Annotated in this window: 17 protein-coding genes; 11 read left to right on the forward strand and 6 right to left on the reverse strand. The window is 68.0% G+C overall.

The window, feature by feature from the left end; all coding sequences use genetic code 11:
* Window positions 1-311: 311 nt before the first annotated feature.
* The 4 genes from mdcE to mdcA form a co-directional block, all read right to left on the reverse strand.
* Window positions 312-1,025 carry a biotin-independent malonate decarboxylase subunit gamma gene (gene mdcE, locus MKK65_RS21560; protein WP_243960155.1) on the reverse strand — a complete coding sequence of 238 codons (714 nt, stop codon included), beginning with the start codon at window positions 1,023-1,025 and terminating at the stop codon, window positions 312-314.
* The gene (locus tag MKK65_RS21565) at window positions 1,012-1,941 is read right to left on the reverse strand and encodes a biotin-independent malonate decarboxylase subunit beta (protein WP_243960156.1); all 930 of its coding nucleotides are present in this window, start codon (window positions 1,939-1,941) and stop codon (window positions 1,012-1,014) included. Before MKK65_RS21565 ends, mdcE begins: the two co-directional genes overlap by 14 nt.
* Before the next feature lie 2 nt (window positions 1,942-1,943).
* Window positions 1,944-2,252, reverse strand: a complete 309-nt coding sequence (gene mdcC, locus MKK65_RS21570) for a malonate decarboxylase acyl carrier protein (protein ID WP_007568076.1) — start codon at window positions 2,250-2,252, stop codon at window positions 1,944-1,946.
* Between the two features lie 149 nt (window positions 2,253-2,401).
* Window positions 2,402-4,048: a malonate decarboxylase subunit alpha gene (gene mdcA, locus MKK65_RS21575; RefSeq protein ID WP_243960157.1), complete on the reverse strand. Its 1,647-nt coding sequence runs from the start codon at window positions 4,046-4,048 to the stop codon at window positions 2,402-2,404.
* 225 nt (window positions 4,049-4,273) lie between these two features.
* On the opposite strand from mdcA, the gene madL reads away from it, so the two are divergent.
* The 4 genes from madL (at window position 4,274) to MKK65_RS21595 (ending at window position 7,249) form a co-directional block, all read left to right on the forward strand.
* A complete protein-coding gene (gene madL, locus MKK65_RS21580; RefSeq protein ID WP_058190257.1) occupies window positions 4,274-4,711 on the forward strand; it encodes a malonate transporter subunit MadL in 438 nt (145 codons plus the stop codon).
* Window positions 4,712-4,734: 23 nt separating this feature from the next.
* Window positions 4,735-5,499: a malonate transporter subunit MadM gene (madM, locus tag MKK65_RS21585; protein ID WP_243960170.1), complete on the forward strand. Its 765-nt coding sequence runs from the start codon at window positions 4,735-4,737 to the stop codon at window positions 5,497-5,499.
* 27 nt (window positions 5,500-5,526) lie between these two features.
* Window positions 5,527-6,198, forward strand: a complete 672-nt coding sequence (locus MKK65_RS21590; protein ID WP_243960158.1) for a GntR family transcriptional regulator — start codon at window positions 5,527-5,529, stop codon at window positions 6,196-6,198.
* Window positions 6,199-6,679: 481 nt separating this feature from the next.
* Complete coding sequence (locus MKK65_RS21595) at window positions 6,680-7,249, forward strand: hypothetical protein (RefSeq protein ID WP_243960159.1); 570 nt, start codon at window positions 6,680-6,682, stop codon at window positions 7,247-7,249.
* Window positions 7,250-7,456: 207 nt separating this feature from the next.
* Here the strand turns inward: MKK65_RS21595 and MKK65_RS21600 are convergent, their stop codons facing one another.
* Together MKK65_RS21600 and MKK65_RS21605 are read right to left on the reverse strand one after the other, a co-directional pair.
* Complete coding sequence (locus MKK65_RS21600) at window positions 7,457-7,852, reverse strand: cell division protein ZapA (RefSeq protein ID WP_243960160.1); 396 nt, start codon at window positions 7,850-7,852, stop codon at window positions 7,457-7,459.
* Between the two features lie 29 nt (window positions 7,853-7,881).
* Window positions 7,882-8,172 carry a DUF4164 family protein gene (locus MKK65_RS21605; protein WP_243960161.1) on the reverse strand — a complete coding sequence of 97 codons (291 nt, stop codon included), beginning with the start codon at window positions 8,170-8,172 and terminating at the stop codon, window positions 7,882-7,884.
* A 602-nt stretch (window positions 8,173-8,774) separates the two neighbouring features.
* Between MKK65_RS21605 and gap the strand changes: the two genes are divergently transcribed.
* The 7 genes from gap to MKK65_RS21640 all read left to right on the forward strand — a co-directional run bounded on the left by gap (window position 8,775) and on the right by MKK65_RS21640 (window position 14,685).
* Window positions 8,775-9,779 carry a type I glyceraldehyde-3-phosphate dehydrogenase gene (gap, locus tag MKK65_RS21610; protein WP_058190253.1) on the forward strand — a complete coding sequence of 335 codons (1,005 nt, stop codon included), beginning with the start codon at window positions 8,775-8,777 and terminating at the stop codon, window positions 9,777-9,779.
* Between the two features lie 85 nt (window positions 9,780-9,864).
* Window positions 9,865-10,323, forward strand: coding sequence for a hypothetical protein (locus MKK65_RS21615; RefSeq protein ID WP_058190252.1), 459 nt, complete (start codon window positions 9,865-9,867; stop codon window positions 10,321-10,323).
* Between the two features lie 22 nt (window positions 10,324-10,345).
* A complete protein-coding gene (locus MKK65_RS21620; protein WP_243960162.1) occupies window positions 10,346-11,548 on the forward strand; it encodes a phosphoglycerate kinase in 1,203 nt (400 codons plus the stop codon).
* 84 nt (window positions 11,549-11,632) lie between these two features.
* Window positions 11,633-11,869 (forward strand): hypothetical protein, encoded by a 237-nt coding sequence (locus MKK65_RS21625; protein ID WP_243960163.1) that lies wholly within the window; start codon window positions 11,633-11,635, stop codon window positions 11,867-11,869.
* 61 nt (window positions 11,870-11,930) lie between these two features.
* On the forward strand, window positions 11,931-13,001 hold the full coding sequence (gene fba / locus MKK65_RS21630; protein WP_243960164.1) for a class II fructose-bisphosphate aldolase: 1,071 nt from the start codon (window positions 11,931-11,933) through the stop codon (window positions 12,999-13,001).
* A 20-nt stretch (window positions 13,002-13,021) separates the two neighbouring features.
* The gene (locus MKK65_RS21635; RefSeq protein ID WP_243960165.1) at window positions 13,022-13,666 is read left to right on the forward strand and encodes a thiamine phosphate synthase; all 645 of its coding nucleotides are present in this window, start codon (window positions 13,022-13,024) and stop codon (window positions 13,664-13,666) included.
* A gap of 47 nt (window positions 13,667-13,713) precedes the next feature.
* A complete protein-coding gene (locus MKK65_RS21640) occupies window positions 13,714-14,685 on the forward strand; it encodes a tetratricopeptide repeat protein (protein ID WP_279596891.1) in 972 nt (323 codons plus the stop codon).
* Window positions 14,686-15,142: the final 457 nt, after the last annotated feature.

The raw sequence follows: 15,142 nt of genomic DNA on the forward strand, positions 1-15,142 counted from the left end.
CCGGGGCCGCGTGAGCGGCGTCCGGAATCGAGATACGCCGTCGTGTCAGTCGCGTGCACCGCCGGCGGCTCTGGATTCCGGGCTCGCCTGCGGCGCACCGGACTGACGGAGTGGATTACCGTGTTCCGTCCAAGCTGCGGCGCTGCGAGCGGAATTTCGATCGGGTCCATCCGGTTCGACCATCGTCAGCTTCCCGCTTCGTCCATGCGAGCGCAGCGAAGCAACCCAGGGCAGCGCGCGATCCTTATGACGTAGCGCCACACTGGGTTGCTTCGCTGCGGTCGCAATGACGGGTGCGGCGTGGGCGCCTATCACCGCCCGGCCTGGGCGATCACCGACGCGCCGATCCCCCGCGCCACCGGCCGGCCGCCGCGCTCCTCGCCGAGGCGGTCGCGGTCGTCGCCGGGCTTCAGGTCAGCGATCAGGTCGCGGATCTGGCCGTCGAGCGGCTTGCCCGGATCGAGCACGACATGGACCGCGCCCGTCGCCACCATGTTGTCGAGGCCGGGGGCGAAGACCGGCGTCGATTTCGCCATCTCCTGGAGCTTGTCCAGCGGCAGCTTGGTCACCTTCGCCACCGAGGGCAGGTCCATCACGCTCGGGTTGGCGCCGGGCAGCGCCGCCAGGATCCGGGTCGCCAGCGCGGTGGCGATGAAGGCGCCGGCGGCCGAGTGGCCGTAGATCAGCCCGATGGTCGGGTGGCCGGAGCGGTCGGCGAGCAGGAGCGCCTTGGCGAGATGGGCCAGGCACTCGTTGAGACCCAGGAGCTCGTCGCGCCGGCTCATGCGCTGGCTGTCGGAATCGACCACGACCAGGATCGGCGCCCTGTCGCCGGCGCGCACCGCGTCGAGCACGGCGCGGGACAGGACGAGTGCCCCGTCGACCCCGAGGGGCGTGTCGCCGTCGACCCCGACGACGTGAAGGGTTCCGTCCGCCAACCGGCCGGCCCCAGTGACGAGGCCGTCGCGCACGGTGACGGAATGGCCCTGCGGGAATAACCCGGCCAGGATCTCAGCGAGCGTCATGGTCGGCCTCCCTCACCCGGGCCACGGTCTCGTCGAAGGCGCGCGTGTCCATGGCGGGCACCGCCTCCGGGTCGTTGACGCCGAGCCGGGCCCAGACATCCGTGGCGTCCCGGCAATCGCCGAAGCGCGTGAGGCGCGATTCGAGCCGGGCCTGCTCGGCCTCCAGCGTCGCGAGGTCGAAGGCGGGTGCCCGGCCGATCAGGTCGAGAGCGGCTTTGCGGAAGGCCGAGACGGTGTCGGCGCAGAACGCGTCGGCGCCGCCGATCAGCCGGCGGTGCTTGCCGCCCATGGTCCGCCAGACTAGCGCCCGGTCGCGGGAATCGAACTCCTCCGCGCCCTTGTTGGTCTCGATCACCTCAGGCCCCGAGACCGAGATCCGTCCGCCTTCCGAGACTGCGAGCCGCGAGCAGGTGCCGGCGATGAGCCCGCCGCCGCCGTAGCAGCCGGCCCGGCCGCCGATCAGCCCGATCACCGGGATCCCGGCAGCGCGGACGTCGACGATCGCCCGCATGGTCTCGGCGATGGCGGTCTCGCCGGCATTGGCCTCCTGCAGCCGGACGCCGCCGGTATCGAACAGGATCAGCACCGCCGCCGGCTTCAGGGTGAGCGCGGCGCGCAGCAGCCCGACGAGCTTCGCCCCGTGGATCTCCCCGATGGCCCCACCCATGAACCGGCCCTCCTGGGCCGCCACCAGCACCGTCTTGCCATCGAGGGCGGCGCGACCGATCACGATACCGTCGTCGAAGGCGCGCGGCAGGTCGAACAGCGGCAGGTGCGGGCTCATGCGCCGCTCGGTCGGGGGCAGGAATTCCTGGAAAGTGCCGGGATCGGCCAGGGCGACCACGCGCTGGCGCGCGGTGGCCTCGTACCAGCTCAAGGCGTCCGGGTCGGTGCTCGCGGGGCGCACGCCAGCCATGGTCAGGCCTCCATCAGCCGGGCGCCCTGAAGCAGGCGCAGGGACACGGTGTCGGGACGGGCGCCGCCGTCATTGATGCTGATGCGCAGGCCGCCGGGCTGGGCCCGGGCGACGAAATCCGCCACCACAGCTTCCCAGACCGCGCCGTAGCCGGCGATCGGGGTCTCGATCGCGACCTCGCAGGCATCCGGCGGCAACACCCGCTCCAGCAGGATCTCCAGATTGCCGGAGGCCACCACGCCCGTGATGGCGTTCGGCACCGAGCCGGGCAATGGTTTCTTGGTGGTGTGGCGGAAGGTCAGGGATTCCATCCGACTGTTCCTTGCGAACGCCTCTCCTCCCCCGTGCGGGTCAGAGATGGAGGTGCGGGTGGTTCAGGAGGCACCGGGCCGCTTGGTTCTGCACCACCCCCACCCCTGACCCCTCCCCGCAAGGGGGAGGGAAAATATCGTGATCGGCTCTACCAGTTCCGGAACTTCGCGGGCGGCTCGTAGAGGCCCCCCGACCAGTGGACCAGATCCTTGATCGACTTGGCGGCGAGCAGCGCCCGGTCGGCGTCGAGGGGCTCGATGCCGAGATCCTCGGGCCGGCGGATCACGCCGCGGGCGCGCAGTTCCTCGACCTTGGCGCGGTCCCGACCGCGGCCGACATCGGTGTAGCCGGCCACCCCGCGGATCGCCTGCTCGCGCTCGTCGGCGTCGCGGCAGAGCAGGAGGTTGGCGATGCCCTCCTCGGTGACGATGTGCGTGACGTCGTCGGCGTAGATCATTACCGGCGCCAGTTCGAGCCCGATCTTCTTCGCCAGCTCCAGGGCATCGAGCTTCTCTACGAAGGTCGGCACCAGCTTCTCCCCGAAGGTTTCGACCAGTTGCACCACCAGCTTGCGGCCGCGCATCAGCGCGGGGTCGCCGACGATCTGGCCCTCGCGGCCCGCCTTCATCCAGGCATCGGACGGGTGGCGGCGGCCATGCGGGTCCGAGCCCATGTTGGGCGCGCCGCCGAAGCCCGCCACCCGCGACTGCGTGATGGTCGAGGAATGGCCCATCAGGTCGATCTGGAGCGTCGCGCCGATGAACATGTCGCAGGCATAGAGACCGGCCGTCTGGCAGAAGGCCCGGTTCGAGCGCAGGGAGCCGTCCGCCCCGGTGAAAAAGATGTCGGGGCGCGCCCGGATGTAGCGGTCCATGCCGACTTCCGAGCCGAAGCAATGGATTTGTTTCACCCAGCCGGATTCGATCGCCGGGATCAGGGTCGGGTGCGGGTTGAGCGCCCAATGGGTGCAGATCTGGCCCTTGAGCCCGAGCTTCTCGCCGTAGGTCGGCAGCAGCAGCTCGATCGCCGCCGTGCCGAAGCCGATCCCGTGATTGAGCCTTCGGATGCCGTACTCGGCATAGATGCCCTTGATCGCCATCATGGCGATCAGGATCTGGGTCTCGGTCATCGCCGCCGGATCGCGGGTGAACAAAGGCTCGACGTAGAACGGCGTGTCGGCCTCGACCACGAAGTCGATCCGGTCGCCCGGGATGTCGACCCGCGGGACCGTGTCGACGATCTGGTTCACCTGGGCGATGACCACGCCGTTCTTGAAGGCGGTGGCCTCAACGACGGTGGGCGTGTCCTCAGTATTGGGGCCGGTATAGAGGTTGCCGTCCCGGTCGGCCGAGACGCCGGCGATCAGCGCCACGTGGGGCGTCAGGTCCACGAAGTAGCGGGCGAACAGCTCGAGATAGGTGTGCACCGCACCGAGCTGGATCTGGCCGCCGTAGAGCATCTTGGCGATGCGGGCGCCCTGCGGGCCGGAATAGGAATAGTCGAGCCGTTTGGCGATGCCGGTCTCGAATACGTCGAGATGCTCCGGCAGCACGATGCCGGATTGGACCATATGCAGGTCGTGGATCTTGCCCGGGTCGCAGGCGGCGAGCCCCCGGGCGAGACAATCCGCCTGCTTCTGGTTGTCACCCTCGAGGCAGACACGATCACCGGGGCGGAGCACCGCCTCCAGCAGGTCGATGACGGATCCGGCCGAGACGACCTTGCCGTGGGCATGGGCGCGACCCGCCTGGATGCGCGCATCACGGGCCTGCCTCTCGGCGCGCCACCCTGTCATCCGGCCGTCTCCCTCGGTATGTGAGAGGCAGAATATGCCCGCCACCTTGCATTTTCAAAGCCGGTATTATCACAGTTTCGTATACGGGATTGTTGAACTGTCAATATCCTGCATACTGGCCGGCAATCAAGAGATAACCGATTCGGGAAGGAAACGCCCCATGCCGAGCGTGTCGAGACGGGCGCCCCGTCGCTCCGAGACCGGTCATGCCGGAGAACCGCGCCGATGATCGTCCTGGGCGTCGCCCTCCTGGCAGCGTGCACGCTGATCGGCGTGTATCTCGGCGATCTCCTCGGTGTCGCGCTGGGGGTAAAGGCCAATGTCGGCGGTGTCGGTATCGCCATGATCCTGCTGATCGTCGCCCGGCTCTGGCTCTCCCGCCGGGGCGGCCTGACCAAGGGTGTGCAGTTCGGCGTCGAGTTCTGGGCCGGCATGTACATCCCGATCGTGGTCGCCATGGCGGCCCAGCAGAACGTGGTCGCGGCGGTGAGCGGCGGGCCGATCGTGATCATCGCGGCCACCGGCTCGCTCGTCCTGTGCTTCGGCGCCGTCGCGCTCCTGAGCCGGATCGGCCGGCGCGACCCGGGCAGCCCGGAGGTCGAGCATGGCGGGTCGGTGATCGGCGGCGAGGCCGATCCGGTGCCGGCCGGGAAGCGGGGGTGAGCGCCATGGAACTCGGGCATCAGATCTGGCACGGCATCGAGCACGTCTTCATCGAGCAGAGCCTGGTGGCGGCCTTCGCGGTGGTCGGGGCGCTGATCCTCGTCTCCAACCTGGCGGCCAAACGCTTCACCAAGGGCCGCGTTCACGGCTCGGCCATCGCGATCGTGCTGGGACTGGGGCTCGCCTATCTCGGCGGGCTCTACACCGGCGGGAAGAAGGGCATCGCCGACATTCCGGCCCTGGCCGGCATCGGCCTCATGGGCGGGGCGATGCTGCGCGACTTCGCCATCGTCGCCACCGCCTTCGAGGTCGACGTGACCGAGGCCCGCCGGGCCGGGCTGATCGGGGTGCTGGCGCTGGCGCTCGGCACGATCATCCCGTTCCTCGTCGGCACGCTCACCGCGGTGGCGTTCGGCTATCACGACGCGGTCTCGATCACGACCATCGGGGCCGGCGCGATCACCTACATCGTCGGGCCGGTGACCGGGGCGGCGATCGGCGCGGATTCCACCGTCATGGCGCTCTCCATCGCCACCGGGGTGACCAAGGCCGTGATGGTGATGGTCGGCACACCTCTGGTTGCAAAGCTGATTGGCCTCGACAACCCCCGCTCGGCCATGGCCTATGGCGGGCTTATGGGCACGGTGAGCGGGGTCGCGGGGGGGCTCGCGGCCACGGACCCGAAGCTGGTGCCCTACGGGGCGCTCACCGCGACCTTCCACACCGGGATCGGCTGCCTGGTCGGTCCCTCGATCTTCTACTTGACGGTGCGGGCGCTGGTCGGTTGAGCATCCGCGAAGGCGCGGGACCAATCGATGCACGGCGAATTCCAGAAGATCGACAGCGGCCTGCTCTCGGACCGGATCCGCAACGCGCTCACCGATGCGATCACCTCGGGCGAGCTCCCGGCCGGCACGGCCCTCGACGAGCAGAACCTCGCCCAGCGCTACGGCGCCTCGCGCACGCCGGTGCGGGAGGCGCTGCGCCAGCTCGCGGCCTCGGGGCTCGTCGAGGTCCGGCCCCGGCGGGGCGTGGTGGTGGCCCGGCTGACGCCCGAGCGCATCGCCGACATGTTCGAGACCACCGCGGAGATCGAGGCGATGTGCGCCCGGCTCGCGACCTACCGGATGACGCCGCTGGAGCGCGGCCGGCTGATGGACCTCCACGAGGATTCCGCCGCCGCCGTGGAGGCCGGGGACGTGGACGCCTACGACCGGCTCAACCGCGCCTTCCACGAGTCGCTCTACGCGGCGACCCATAACGGCTTCATGGCCGAGCAGGCCCTGGCGATCCGCGAACGCCTGGCCGCCTTCCGCCGGACCCAGCTCCGCCACGCCGACCGGATCCGCCGCTCCCGGGACGAGCACGGCGAGATTCTTTCGGCGATTGCCGAGGGCGACGGGGAATTGGCCGCAAGGCGGATGCGCGCGCACATGCTGCGGGCCGCGGCGGCGTTGGGGCGGTATATTGCGGAGACGGTGGGTTGAGGGAGGATGGTGCGCTACGACGTACCGTCACGCCTCCCACCGAACGCCGCAGCCCTGCCAGCTGGAAGTGCGACCATCTCTCGATTGGTTCCCCAGGACTGCGCGCAGTGTGTGAACGTATAAATTGACGCAATATTCGACGTCAGCGGCGGCTCCATTCGCAGATGCTGCAAGGGACTGAATAGACCCACCACGTGGGGCGTGGCTTTAGCGTGAGACAAACATCAAGTCGAAGTAATGAAGTTTCACTGGGATTTGCTCCGTAAAATATTTGTTTTTGATTTAATATTATATAACAAGCCTTTATCTGCTTCGTGAGCAATGCTAAATTTTTTAATCGCCGTTAAAATTCAACATTTAAGCCCAAAACTGTAAATTATTTACAGCAATCGAAAGAATATGCGGTCGATCAGATAGTTAAAAAAGCTTTTCCTATTTAAGTTTTCGTCTTATATTGAAATCGTTGCGGAGGAGAGCCAGAATGTCCATCATTCACGTCAGTTTAGATGTGGCGGGCATGTATTATCAGAGGGAAGATATACACATGCCCTCAAACTGCAGTATCAAGGAAGTCATGATGGAAGCACGCAGGCTGGATCTAGCTGATCCAAATACAACGCGTCCCATCTTCGATTTTTCCGGCTCTCTGGGGGCCGGGCGCCGCGAATTCCTGAACGAAATCAAAATTATACACCGTACACCGGCAAAATCACGACAGATTGCAGAGCCACGCCGGGAATATGCGGCCGGAACTTACGTCGGCAAAGATAGCAGCGGAACATTATCTCCAGATAGCAAAAGATTTGTCTCCTACAATCCGGATGATAGATTTATTTTCTCATGGCAGTATTATGTCTATGACAGCAACTTCGTCGATAAAAATCGTTTGCTGAAAGGCTCGCTCGAGAGGAAGGTCATACCGTATAGTCAAAAACCTTCCGAAAACGGGCAGACGCTCGCCGATGGCGATACAATCGTCTGGCGCCTCGTCACGATCTTCATTAGGCCTTTGCTGGATGACGCAAGTGGTCTTCAGGCCTCTGTTTCATAATTTTTTGGCTGCCGATCCATAATCTGTCATATGGATCGGCAGACGCGAGCCAAGACGAGACCTGTTTCTACAATCACCTTTGACGAGAAGGGTGTCATTGATCCTTTTGCTATGCTTGGAAAAATCCGAGTTGAAAAACCCTATCCCGCTGCCTGCCAAGTAAAAATCTTTACCACTCGAACGTGGTAAGATTTTACTCTTGCTCTCTCACAAAACCTCCCGCGCCACCCCACCCTTCCCCGCGCCGCTCCCACCGAGCGCATCCGCCAGCTTCCCGATCCGCTCGGCCGCCCGCCCGATCCCATCGGCCGCCCGGGCGGCGTCCTCCGCGCGGCTGCGCTCGGCGGCCTCGGCGGTCTGGCGCAGCGCGGCCGTCTCGGCCTCCAGGGCGGCGTGGCGGGTGCGCAGCTCGGCCAGCTCGTCGGCGATGGTGAGGGCGGCCATCACCTGCAGGCGCATGTCGCCGATCTCGCCGAAACTCTGGCGCATCTCGCCGATGCGCGCCCCGAAACTTTCGGCCAACCCGGTGAGGTGGGCCTCCTCGCCGGCGCCGCAGGCCATGCGGTAGAGCTTTCCGTCGATGGTCACGTTGATCTGGGGCAACAGCAGCTCCGTGCGGCGGGGCGTTCGGGTCAGGCGCGGCCGAGCACGCCCTGCACCGTCTCGATCGCGCGGTCGAGCCTCTGGCCCACCACGCCGGTCGTGGCCTCGACATCGGCGAGATGGGCGCTCGCCGCGTCGAGGGCGGCGGCCAAGCGGGCGCGGTCCTCGTCCATCAGCGCCAGCTCGGCATCCCGGTCGTCGGGCGCGGCGTCGGCCTCCAGGCGGCGGGCCACGACCGCGTCCAGGCGGGCCAGCGCGGCGTCGAGCCGGGCGAAGGCGTCGTCGATCGGGCGCGTCGTCTCTGTGCTGTCGTCGGCCATGGGGCTCCGCTCGCCGCACGCATCGTCCCGAACCGGGGGGGCCGGCTATCGGGCGACGTCGATGCTTCGGGGGTGCAAGTTTCGGCCGGATGCGCCCGGAATGCCAGTCCGAAATGTCGGCGCCCGCCATCCAAAGCGGGCGCCGCCCTGGAGAGCGGGTCGGCGCAAGCGCGCGCGCGAAGGACAGGCTGACGGCCCGTGGCGCGTGCATTGTGATTGCCAAAGGCTGTAACCCGCGCGGCTCAGCAATCGCCGTCACCCGCGCCTGTTTATTGGATGTGGGATACGCCCGTGTTTGTCACAGGCGTGCGTTTGACAGGTGGAGGCGCCATGTTAGACAGCCGCGCGCTCTCGAAAGAGACCGCAAGAGACATACTGCCAGACATGCCGGATGGCCGGTCCGTGACAGTCCCGAGGCCCCAGCCGCCGCCGTCGGAGCCGACGCGTGAGGGTGGCGGAGCCCGGCCTCTCCCGGCCCGGTTCATCGCAGGTTCAAACCCGCCCGCCCAGATCCGCCCGGCCCGGTCGGCTTGGAGGCGGGCCAGCCGAGACCGCCCCGCGGGTCCGGCGCGCGGTGAGCCGCATCAGGAAGGAGTGACGCCGTGACGAAGGTTGCCATCAACGGGTTCGGACGCATCGGCCGCAACGTGCTGCGCGCGATCGCGGAAGCCGGCCGGACCGATATCGAGGTCGTGGCGATCAACGATCTCGGCCCGGTGGAGACCAACGCCCACCTGCTCCGCTTCGACTCCGTGCACGGCCGCTTCCCCGGCGAGGTCGCGGTGGACGGCGAGTTCCTGGTGGTCAACGGCCGGCGCATCAAGGTCACGGCCGTGCGCAACCCGGCCGAGCTGCCGCACCGCGATCTCGGCGTCGACATCGCGCTGGAATGCACCGGTATCTTCACCGCGAAGGACAAGGCCAAGGCCCATCTCGATGCCGGCGCCAAGCGCGTCCTGGTCTCGGCCCCGGCCGACGGCGCCGACCTGACCGTGGTCTACGGCGTCAACCACGACAAGCTCACGCGCGAGCACCTCGTCGTCTCGAACGCCTCCTGCACCACGAACTGCCTGGCGCCGGTCGCCCAGGTGCTGGACGCGGCGGTGGGCATCGAGCGCGGCTTCATGACCACGATCCACTCCTACACCAACGACCAGCCGTCGCTGGACCAGATGCACAAGGATCTCTACCGGGGCCGCGCCGCCGCGCTCTCGATGATCCCGACCTCGACCGGCGCCGCCAAGGCGGTGGGCCTCGTCCTGCCGGAGCTGAAGGGCAAGCTCGACGGCACGGCGATCCGCGTGCCGACCCCGAACGTCTCGGCGGTGGACCTGGTGTTCACGGCCAAGCGCGCCACCTCGGTCCAGGAGATCAACGACGCGATCAAGGCCGCCGCCGCCGGCCCGCTCAAGGGCGTGCTCGGCGTCACCGACCAGCCGAACGTGTCGATCGACTTCAACCACGACCCGCATTCCTCGACCTTCCATCTCGACCAGACCAAGGTGATGGACGGCGTGCTGGTGCGCATCCTGACCTGGTACGACAACGAGTGGGGCTTCTCGAACCGCATGGCCGATACGGCCGTGGCGATGGCCAAGCTCATCTGAAGCGCGCCGCCCGCCGACCGTCCCAAGGCCGGCGGGCGTCTTCCAGGACCGAACGGCCTCACCTCGAACCAGGAATTCTCCCGGGATGACCGACGCTTCGCAGGGCACGTCGAGCGGACAGGGCGCTGTCGTAACGCCCGCGCCGAAACCCGTTCCGCCACCGCCGACCGCGACTCCGGTCGCCACGACGCCGGCGCAGGGTCTGCCGGCCAGCCATCTCATCGATCAGCTCGCGCGCATCGAAGACAAGTGTTCGCGGATCGAGGACAAGTATGCCCGCTCCGAGGCGCTGCTGTCCCGGGTCGAGGACAAGGTCGAGAACGCCGCCAACCGGATGAACGAATCCGCCCGGCAATCCGACCTCGCCGCCCTGCGCACCGAGATGCGCGGTCTCGCCGATCGCACCCGGCGCCTGCCCGGCACCGGGGCGCTGGTGCTGACCGCGGTGATCACGGCGATCCTCACCGTCGTGCTGCTGGTCGCGGTGCAACGGCTGAATCTCGACCGCCTGATCCCGGCGCCGGCCACCACCACCGTTCAGTAATCACCGACCCGAACAGGACCGCATGAGCGCCTTCCGCACCCTCGACGACGCCGGTTCCCTGACCGGCAAGCGCGTGCTGATGCGCGTCGATCTCAACGTGCCGATGGAGAACGGTCGCGTCACCGACGCAACCCGCATCGCGCGCGTCGTCCCGACCATCCGGGAGGTCGCCGACACGGGCGCCAAGGTGATCCTGCTGGCCCATTTCGGCCGCCCCAAGGGCAAGCGCGAGCCGAAGGATACGTTGGCGCCGGTGGTACCGGCGCTGAGCCAGGCGCTCGGCCGCACCGTCGCCTTCGCCGCCGATTGCGTCGGCGACGAGGCGGCCCGGGCCATTGCGGCGCTGAAGGACGGCGACGTCCTGCTCCTGGAGAACACGCGCTACCACGCGGGCGAGGAGAAGAACGAGGCGGCCTTCGCCGACGCGCTCGCGGCCAACGGCGACATCTACGTCAACGAGGCGTTCTCGGCGGCCCACCGTGCCCACGCCTCCACCGAGGGCCTGGCCCACCGCCTCCCGGCCTATGCCGGCCGCGAGATGCAGGCGGAGCTCGAAGCCCTGACCAAGGGTCTGGAGGCGCCGCAGCGCCCGGTCATCGCGCTCGTCGGCGGTGCCAAGGTGTCGTCGAAGATCGATCTGTTGGAGAACCTCGTCGCCAAGGTCGACATGCTGGTGATCGGCGGCGGCATGGCCAACACCTTCCTGCATGCGCAGGGCAAGGGCGTGGGCAAGTCCCTGTGCGAGAAGGATCTGGCCGAGACCGCCACCCGCATCCTGGCGGCGGCGGACAAAGCCGGCTGCCGGATCATCCTGCCGGTGGATGCGGTGGCGGCCACGGAGTTCAAGGCCCAGGCCCCGCACGAGACCGTGCCGGTGGATTCCGTGCCCGAGGGCAGCATGATCCTCGATGCCGGCCCGCGCTCGGTCGCCGAGATCAACGCCGCCATCGACGACGCCAAGACCCTGGTCTGGAACGGCCCGCTCGGCGCCTTCGAGCTCGCGCCCTTCGATGCCGCGACCGTGGCGGCCGCCCAGCACGCGGCCGAACGCACCAAGGCCGGCCAGCTCGTCTCGGTCGCCGGCGGCGGTGACACCGTGGCCGCCCTCAACCATGCGGGCGTGGCCGCAGACTTCACCTACGTCTCCACCGCGGGCGGCGCCTTCCTCGAATGGCTCGAAGGCAAGGCCCTGCCGGGCGTCGAGGCGCTGCGGGCCAGGGGCTGACAACCGGGCGGCGGCATCGGGTTCTCGCCCGGCGTCGTCGCACACCTATCTAGAGCTTGGCCACCAGCGGCCAGGGACGAGTCGATGAGCGAGAATCTGGAAACGGTGACGATCGATATCCTGAGGGACGTTCAGGCGAAGATCGTGCAATCGCGGACCGAGACCTTGGCGCGTATCGATCGTCTCGAAGCCACGATCCCGCAGGATCAGAGCAAGGCCTTCGCCCTGCTCGCGACGATGCGCGCCTCGGCCGGCGAATTCGATGCCTGCGTCAAGGACATCGAGAACCTGATCGCCGGCCTGGACGGCGAGGCACACTAGATTTCCGGCGCCGGCGGCGATCGGGCGGACCACCAGACGGCAAGCGGGAAGACAGACCACCATGGCACGGATCACCCTGAGGCAGCTCCTCGACCACGCGGCCGAGCACGAGTACGGCGTGCCGGCGTTCAACCTGAACAACATGGAACAGGGTCTGGCGATCATGGCGGCGGCCGACGCCACCGACTCGCCGGTGATCCTGCAGGCGAGCCGTGGCGCCCGCGCCTACGCCAACGACGTGGTGCTGGCCAAGCTGATCGACGGCCTGGTCGAGATTTACCCGCACATCCCGGTCTGCATGCATCTCGACCACGGGAACAACGAAGCGACCTGCGCCACCGCGATCCAGTACGGCTTCACCTCGGTGATGATGGACGGCTCGCTGAAGGCCGACGGCAAGACCCCGGCGGATTACAATTACAACGTCGAGATCACCCGCAACGTCACCAAGATGGCCCATTGGGCCGGCGTCTCGGTGGAAGGCGAGCTCGGCGTGCTCGGTTCGCTGGAGAGCGGCCAGGGCGAGGCCGAGGACGGCCACGGTGCCGAGGGCACGCTGAGCCACGACCAGCTGCTCACCGACCCGGACGAGGCGGTGAAGTTCGTCGAGGCCACCAAGGTCGACGCGCTCGCGGTCGCCATGGGCACCAGCCATGGCGCCTACAAGTTCACCCGCCAGCCCGACGGCGACGTGCTTGCGATGAACGTGATCGAGGAGATCCACCGCCGCCTGCCGACGACCCATCTCGTCATGCACGGCTCGTCCTCCGTCCCGCAGGACCTGCAGGACATCATCAACCAGTATGGCGGCCAAATGAAGCCGACCTGGGGCGTGCCGGTCGAGGAGATCCAGCGCGGCATCAAGCACGGCGTGCGCAAGATCAACATCGACACCGACAACCGCATGGCGATGACCGGTCAGATCCGGAAGGTGCTCACCGAGAACCCGTCCGAGTTCGATCCGCGCAAGTATCTCAAGCCCGCGATGGAGGCGATGACCAAGCTGTGCAAGCAGCGCTTCGAGGAGTTCGGCACCGCCGGCAAGGGCTCGAAGATCCGGCCGATCTCCGTCTCCGAGATGGCCAAGCGCTACGCCAGCGGCTCGCTGGATCCGAAGATCGGCCCGCAGTAACGCGCCGACCGATCCGTCCGATGAGCAGTCAGCAACGCCTCGCCCTTCTCGGGCCCCACAACCTGGATGCCGATGGCATGGACGCCTTCGCGGCCGCGCTCAGCGCGGCCTGCAAAGCGGGCGATGTCGCGGCGGTGATCCTGCGCCTCGCCGCCACCGACGAGCGCGGGCTCACCGCCCGGGTCAAGCAGATCGCACCGATCACACAGGAGACTGGGGCGGCCCTGGTGGTGGCCTGCCCCGGCTTCACCGGCGATCTTGTTTCGGTGGCGACCCGGGGCGGCGCCGACGGCGTGCATGTCGACAAGCCGCGCGACCTGAAGGACCTGCGCGACCGACTCCGGGATGGCCGCATCCTCGGGGCGGGCGGGCTGGAGACCAAGCACGGCGCCATGGAGGCGGGTGAGGCCGGCATCGACTACCTCATGGTCGGCGGTGTCTATCCGGACGGCGTCGCCCCCGAGGCCGAGACGGTGCTGGCCCGCGCCGAATGGTGGGTCGAGATCTTCGAGACGCCGTGCGTCGCGGTCGCGGCGGCGGCGGACGAGATCGGCCCGCTGGCGGCCACCGGCGCCGAGTTCGTCGGCCTGGAGAGCGGCTTGTGGCTGGCCGAGCCAAACGCCGTCGCCCGGGCGCAGGCCGTGCTGGCGGGGCAGGCGGCGTGAGCCTCCGCGCCCTGCGTTTCGCGGTTTTCCTGGTTGCGGCGCTGCCGATGCCCGCACTGGCCGCGTCCGGGCCGCTCGACCCGGGGAAGACCGCGGCACCGTCCGACAAAAGGACGATGCCGGAGCTGCCCAGCCCCTATACGCCGAACTATTCCCGGGGCGCCGTCCCGCCTGCCAGCGGCCAGCCGGCGGATCTCGCCTACGGCGCCTACCAGCGCGGCCAGTACGTCACCGCCTTCCGGGAAGCGACGAAGCGCATCGAGGCGAACCCGAAGGACGCGCCGGCGATGACGCTTCTGGGCGAGCTCTACAACCAGGGGCTCGGCGTCAAGCAGAACCCCGTGAAGGCGGCGGAATGGTATCGGCTCGCGGCCGCCCAGAACGACGCTGCCGCGATGTCGTCGCTCGGCCTGATGGCGCTGGACGGCCGCGGCATGCCGAAGGACCCGAAGGCCGGCCGGCGCTGGCTGGAGCAGGCCACCGCCAACGGCTCGGCCACGGCGGCCTACAATCTCGGCCTGATCCTGATCGGCACCGGCGCCACCGCCGACGAGACCGCGGCCGCCGCGCAGTTCCGCAAGGCTGCGGATGCCGAGATCGGCCCCGCCCAGCACGATCTGGGCGTGCTCTATCTCCAGGGCCGCGGCGTCCCCAAGGATGCCAGCCAGGCGGCCCAATGGTTCCGGCGCGGCGCCGATAACGGCGATCTCGCCAGCGAGGTCGAGTACGCGATCCTGCTGTTCAACGGCAACGGCGTGACCAAGGACGAGCGATCGGCGGCACGCTATTTCCTGCACGCCGCCTCGCGCGGCAACGCCATCGCGCAGAACCGGGTCGCGCGGCTCTACGCGGTCGGCCGGGGCGTGGCGAAGAACCCGATCGAGGCCGCGGCCTGGAACCTCGCCGCCGCCGCACAGGGCCTGTCCGACGCCTGGCTCGACCAGACGCTGTCGGGGCTTTCCGGCGACGAGCGTACCCGCGCCGAACGGCTGGCCAACGAGCGCAGCGAGCAGCGGTAGAGCGGTGCCGAGGCCAATAGCTTGATCAAAGTGCTCGGCCGGGTTCTCCCACCCCCGCTTTCATTCTGGGAGGCCGTTAATCTATCGGATCGGGTCCCCTACGGCCGACGATGAAGCGGAGGCAGGCGCGTCCACCGACAGGCCAGAGCGCTCGGACAGGGCGTGGGTCCCCTCATCCGCGTGGCCTACGACGTTCTCACACATCGCTGCCGGATAAGGGCCAAAGGCTGACCCCAAGCGCGTCTCCCTCCCCCCTCTGTGGGGGAGGGTGGGCCGGCCGTCAGGCCGGATCGGGAGAGGGGAACCCGGCTTCAGGACAGGGCGCGACCGGCATGACGGGCGAAGCTCAACCCTGCATTGTCGCTCCCCTCTCCCTCCCCCCTTCGGGAGCCACCCTCCGCCGCAGACGGGCGAGGGCGCGACGCGGTGCTTCCCGTGCTTTCTACCGCCCTCGTTG

Origin of the sequence: Methylobacterium sp. J-001, from assembly GCF_022829565.1 — a bacterium.
In the GTDB taxonomy this organism is placed as follows: domain Bacteria; phylum Pseudomonadota; class Alphaproteobacteria; order Rhizobiales; family Beijerinckiaceae; genus Methylobacterium.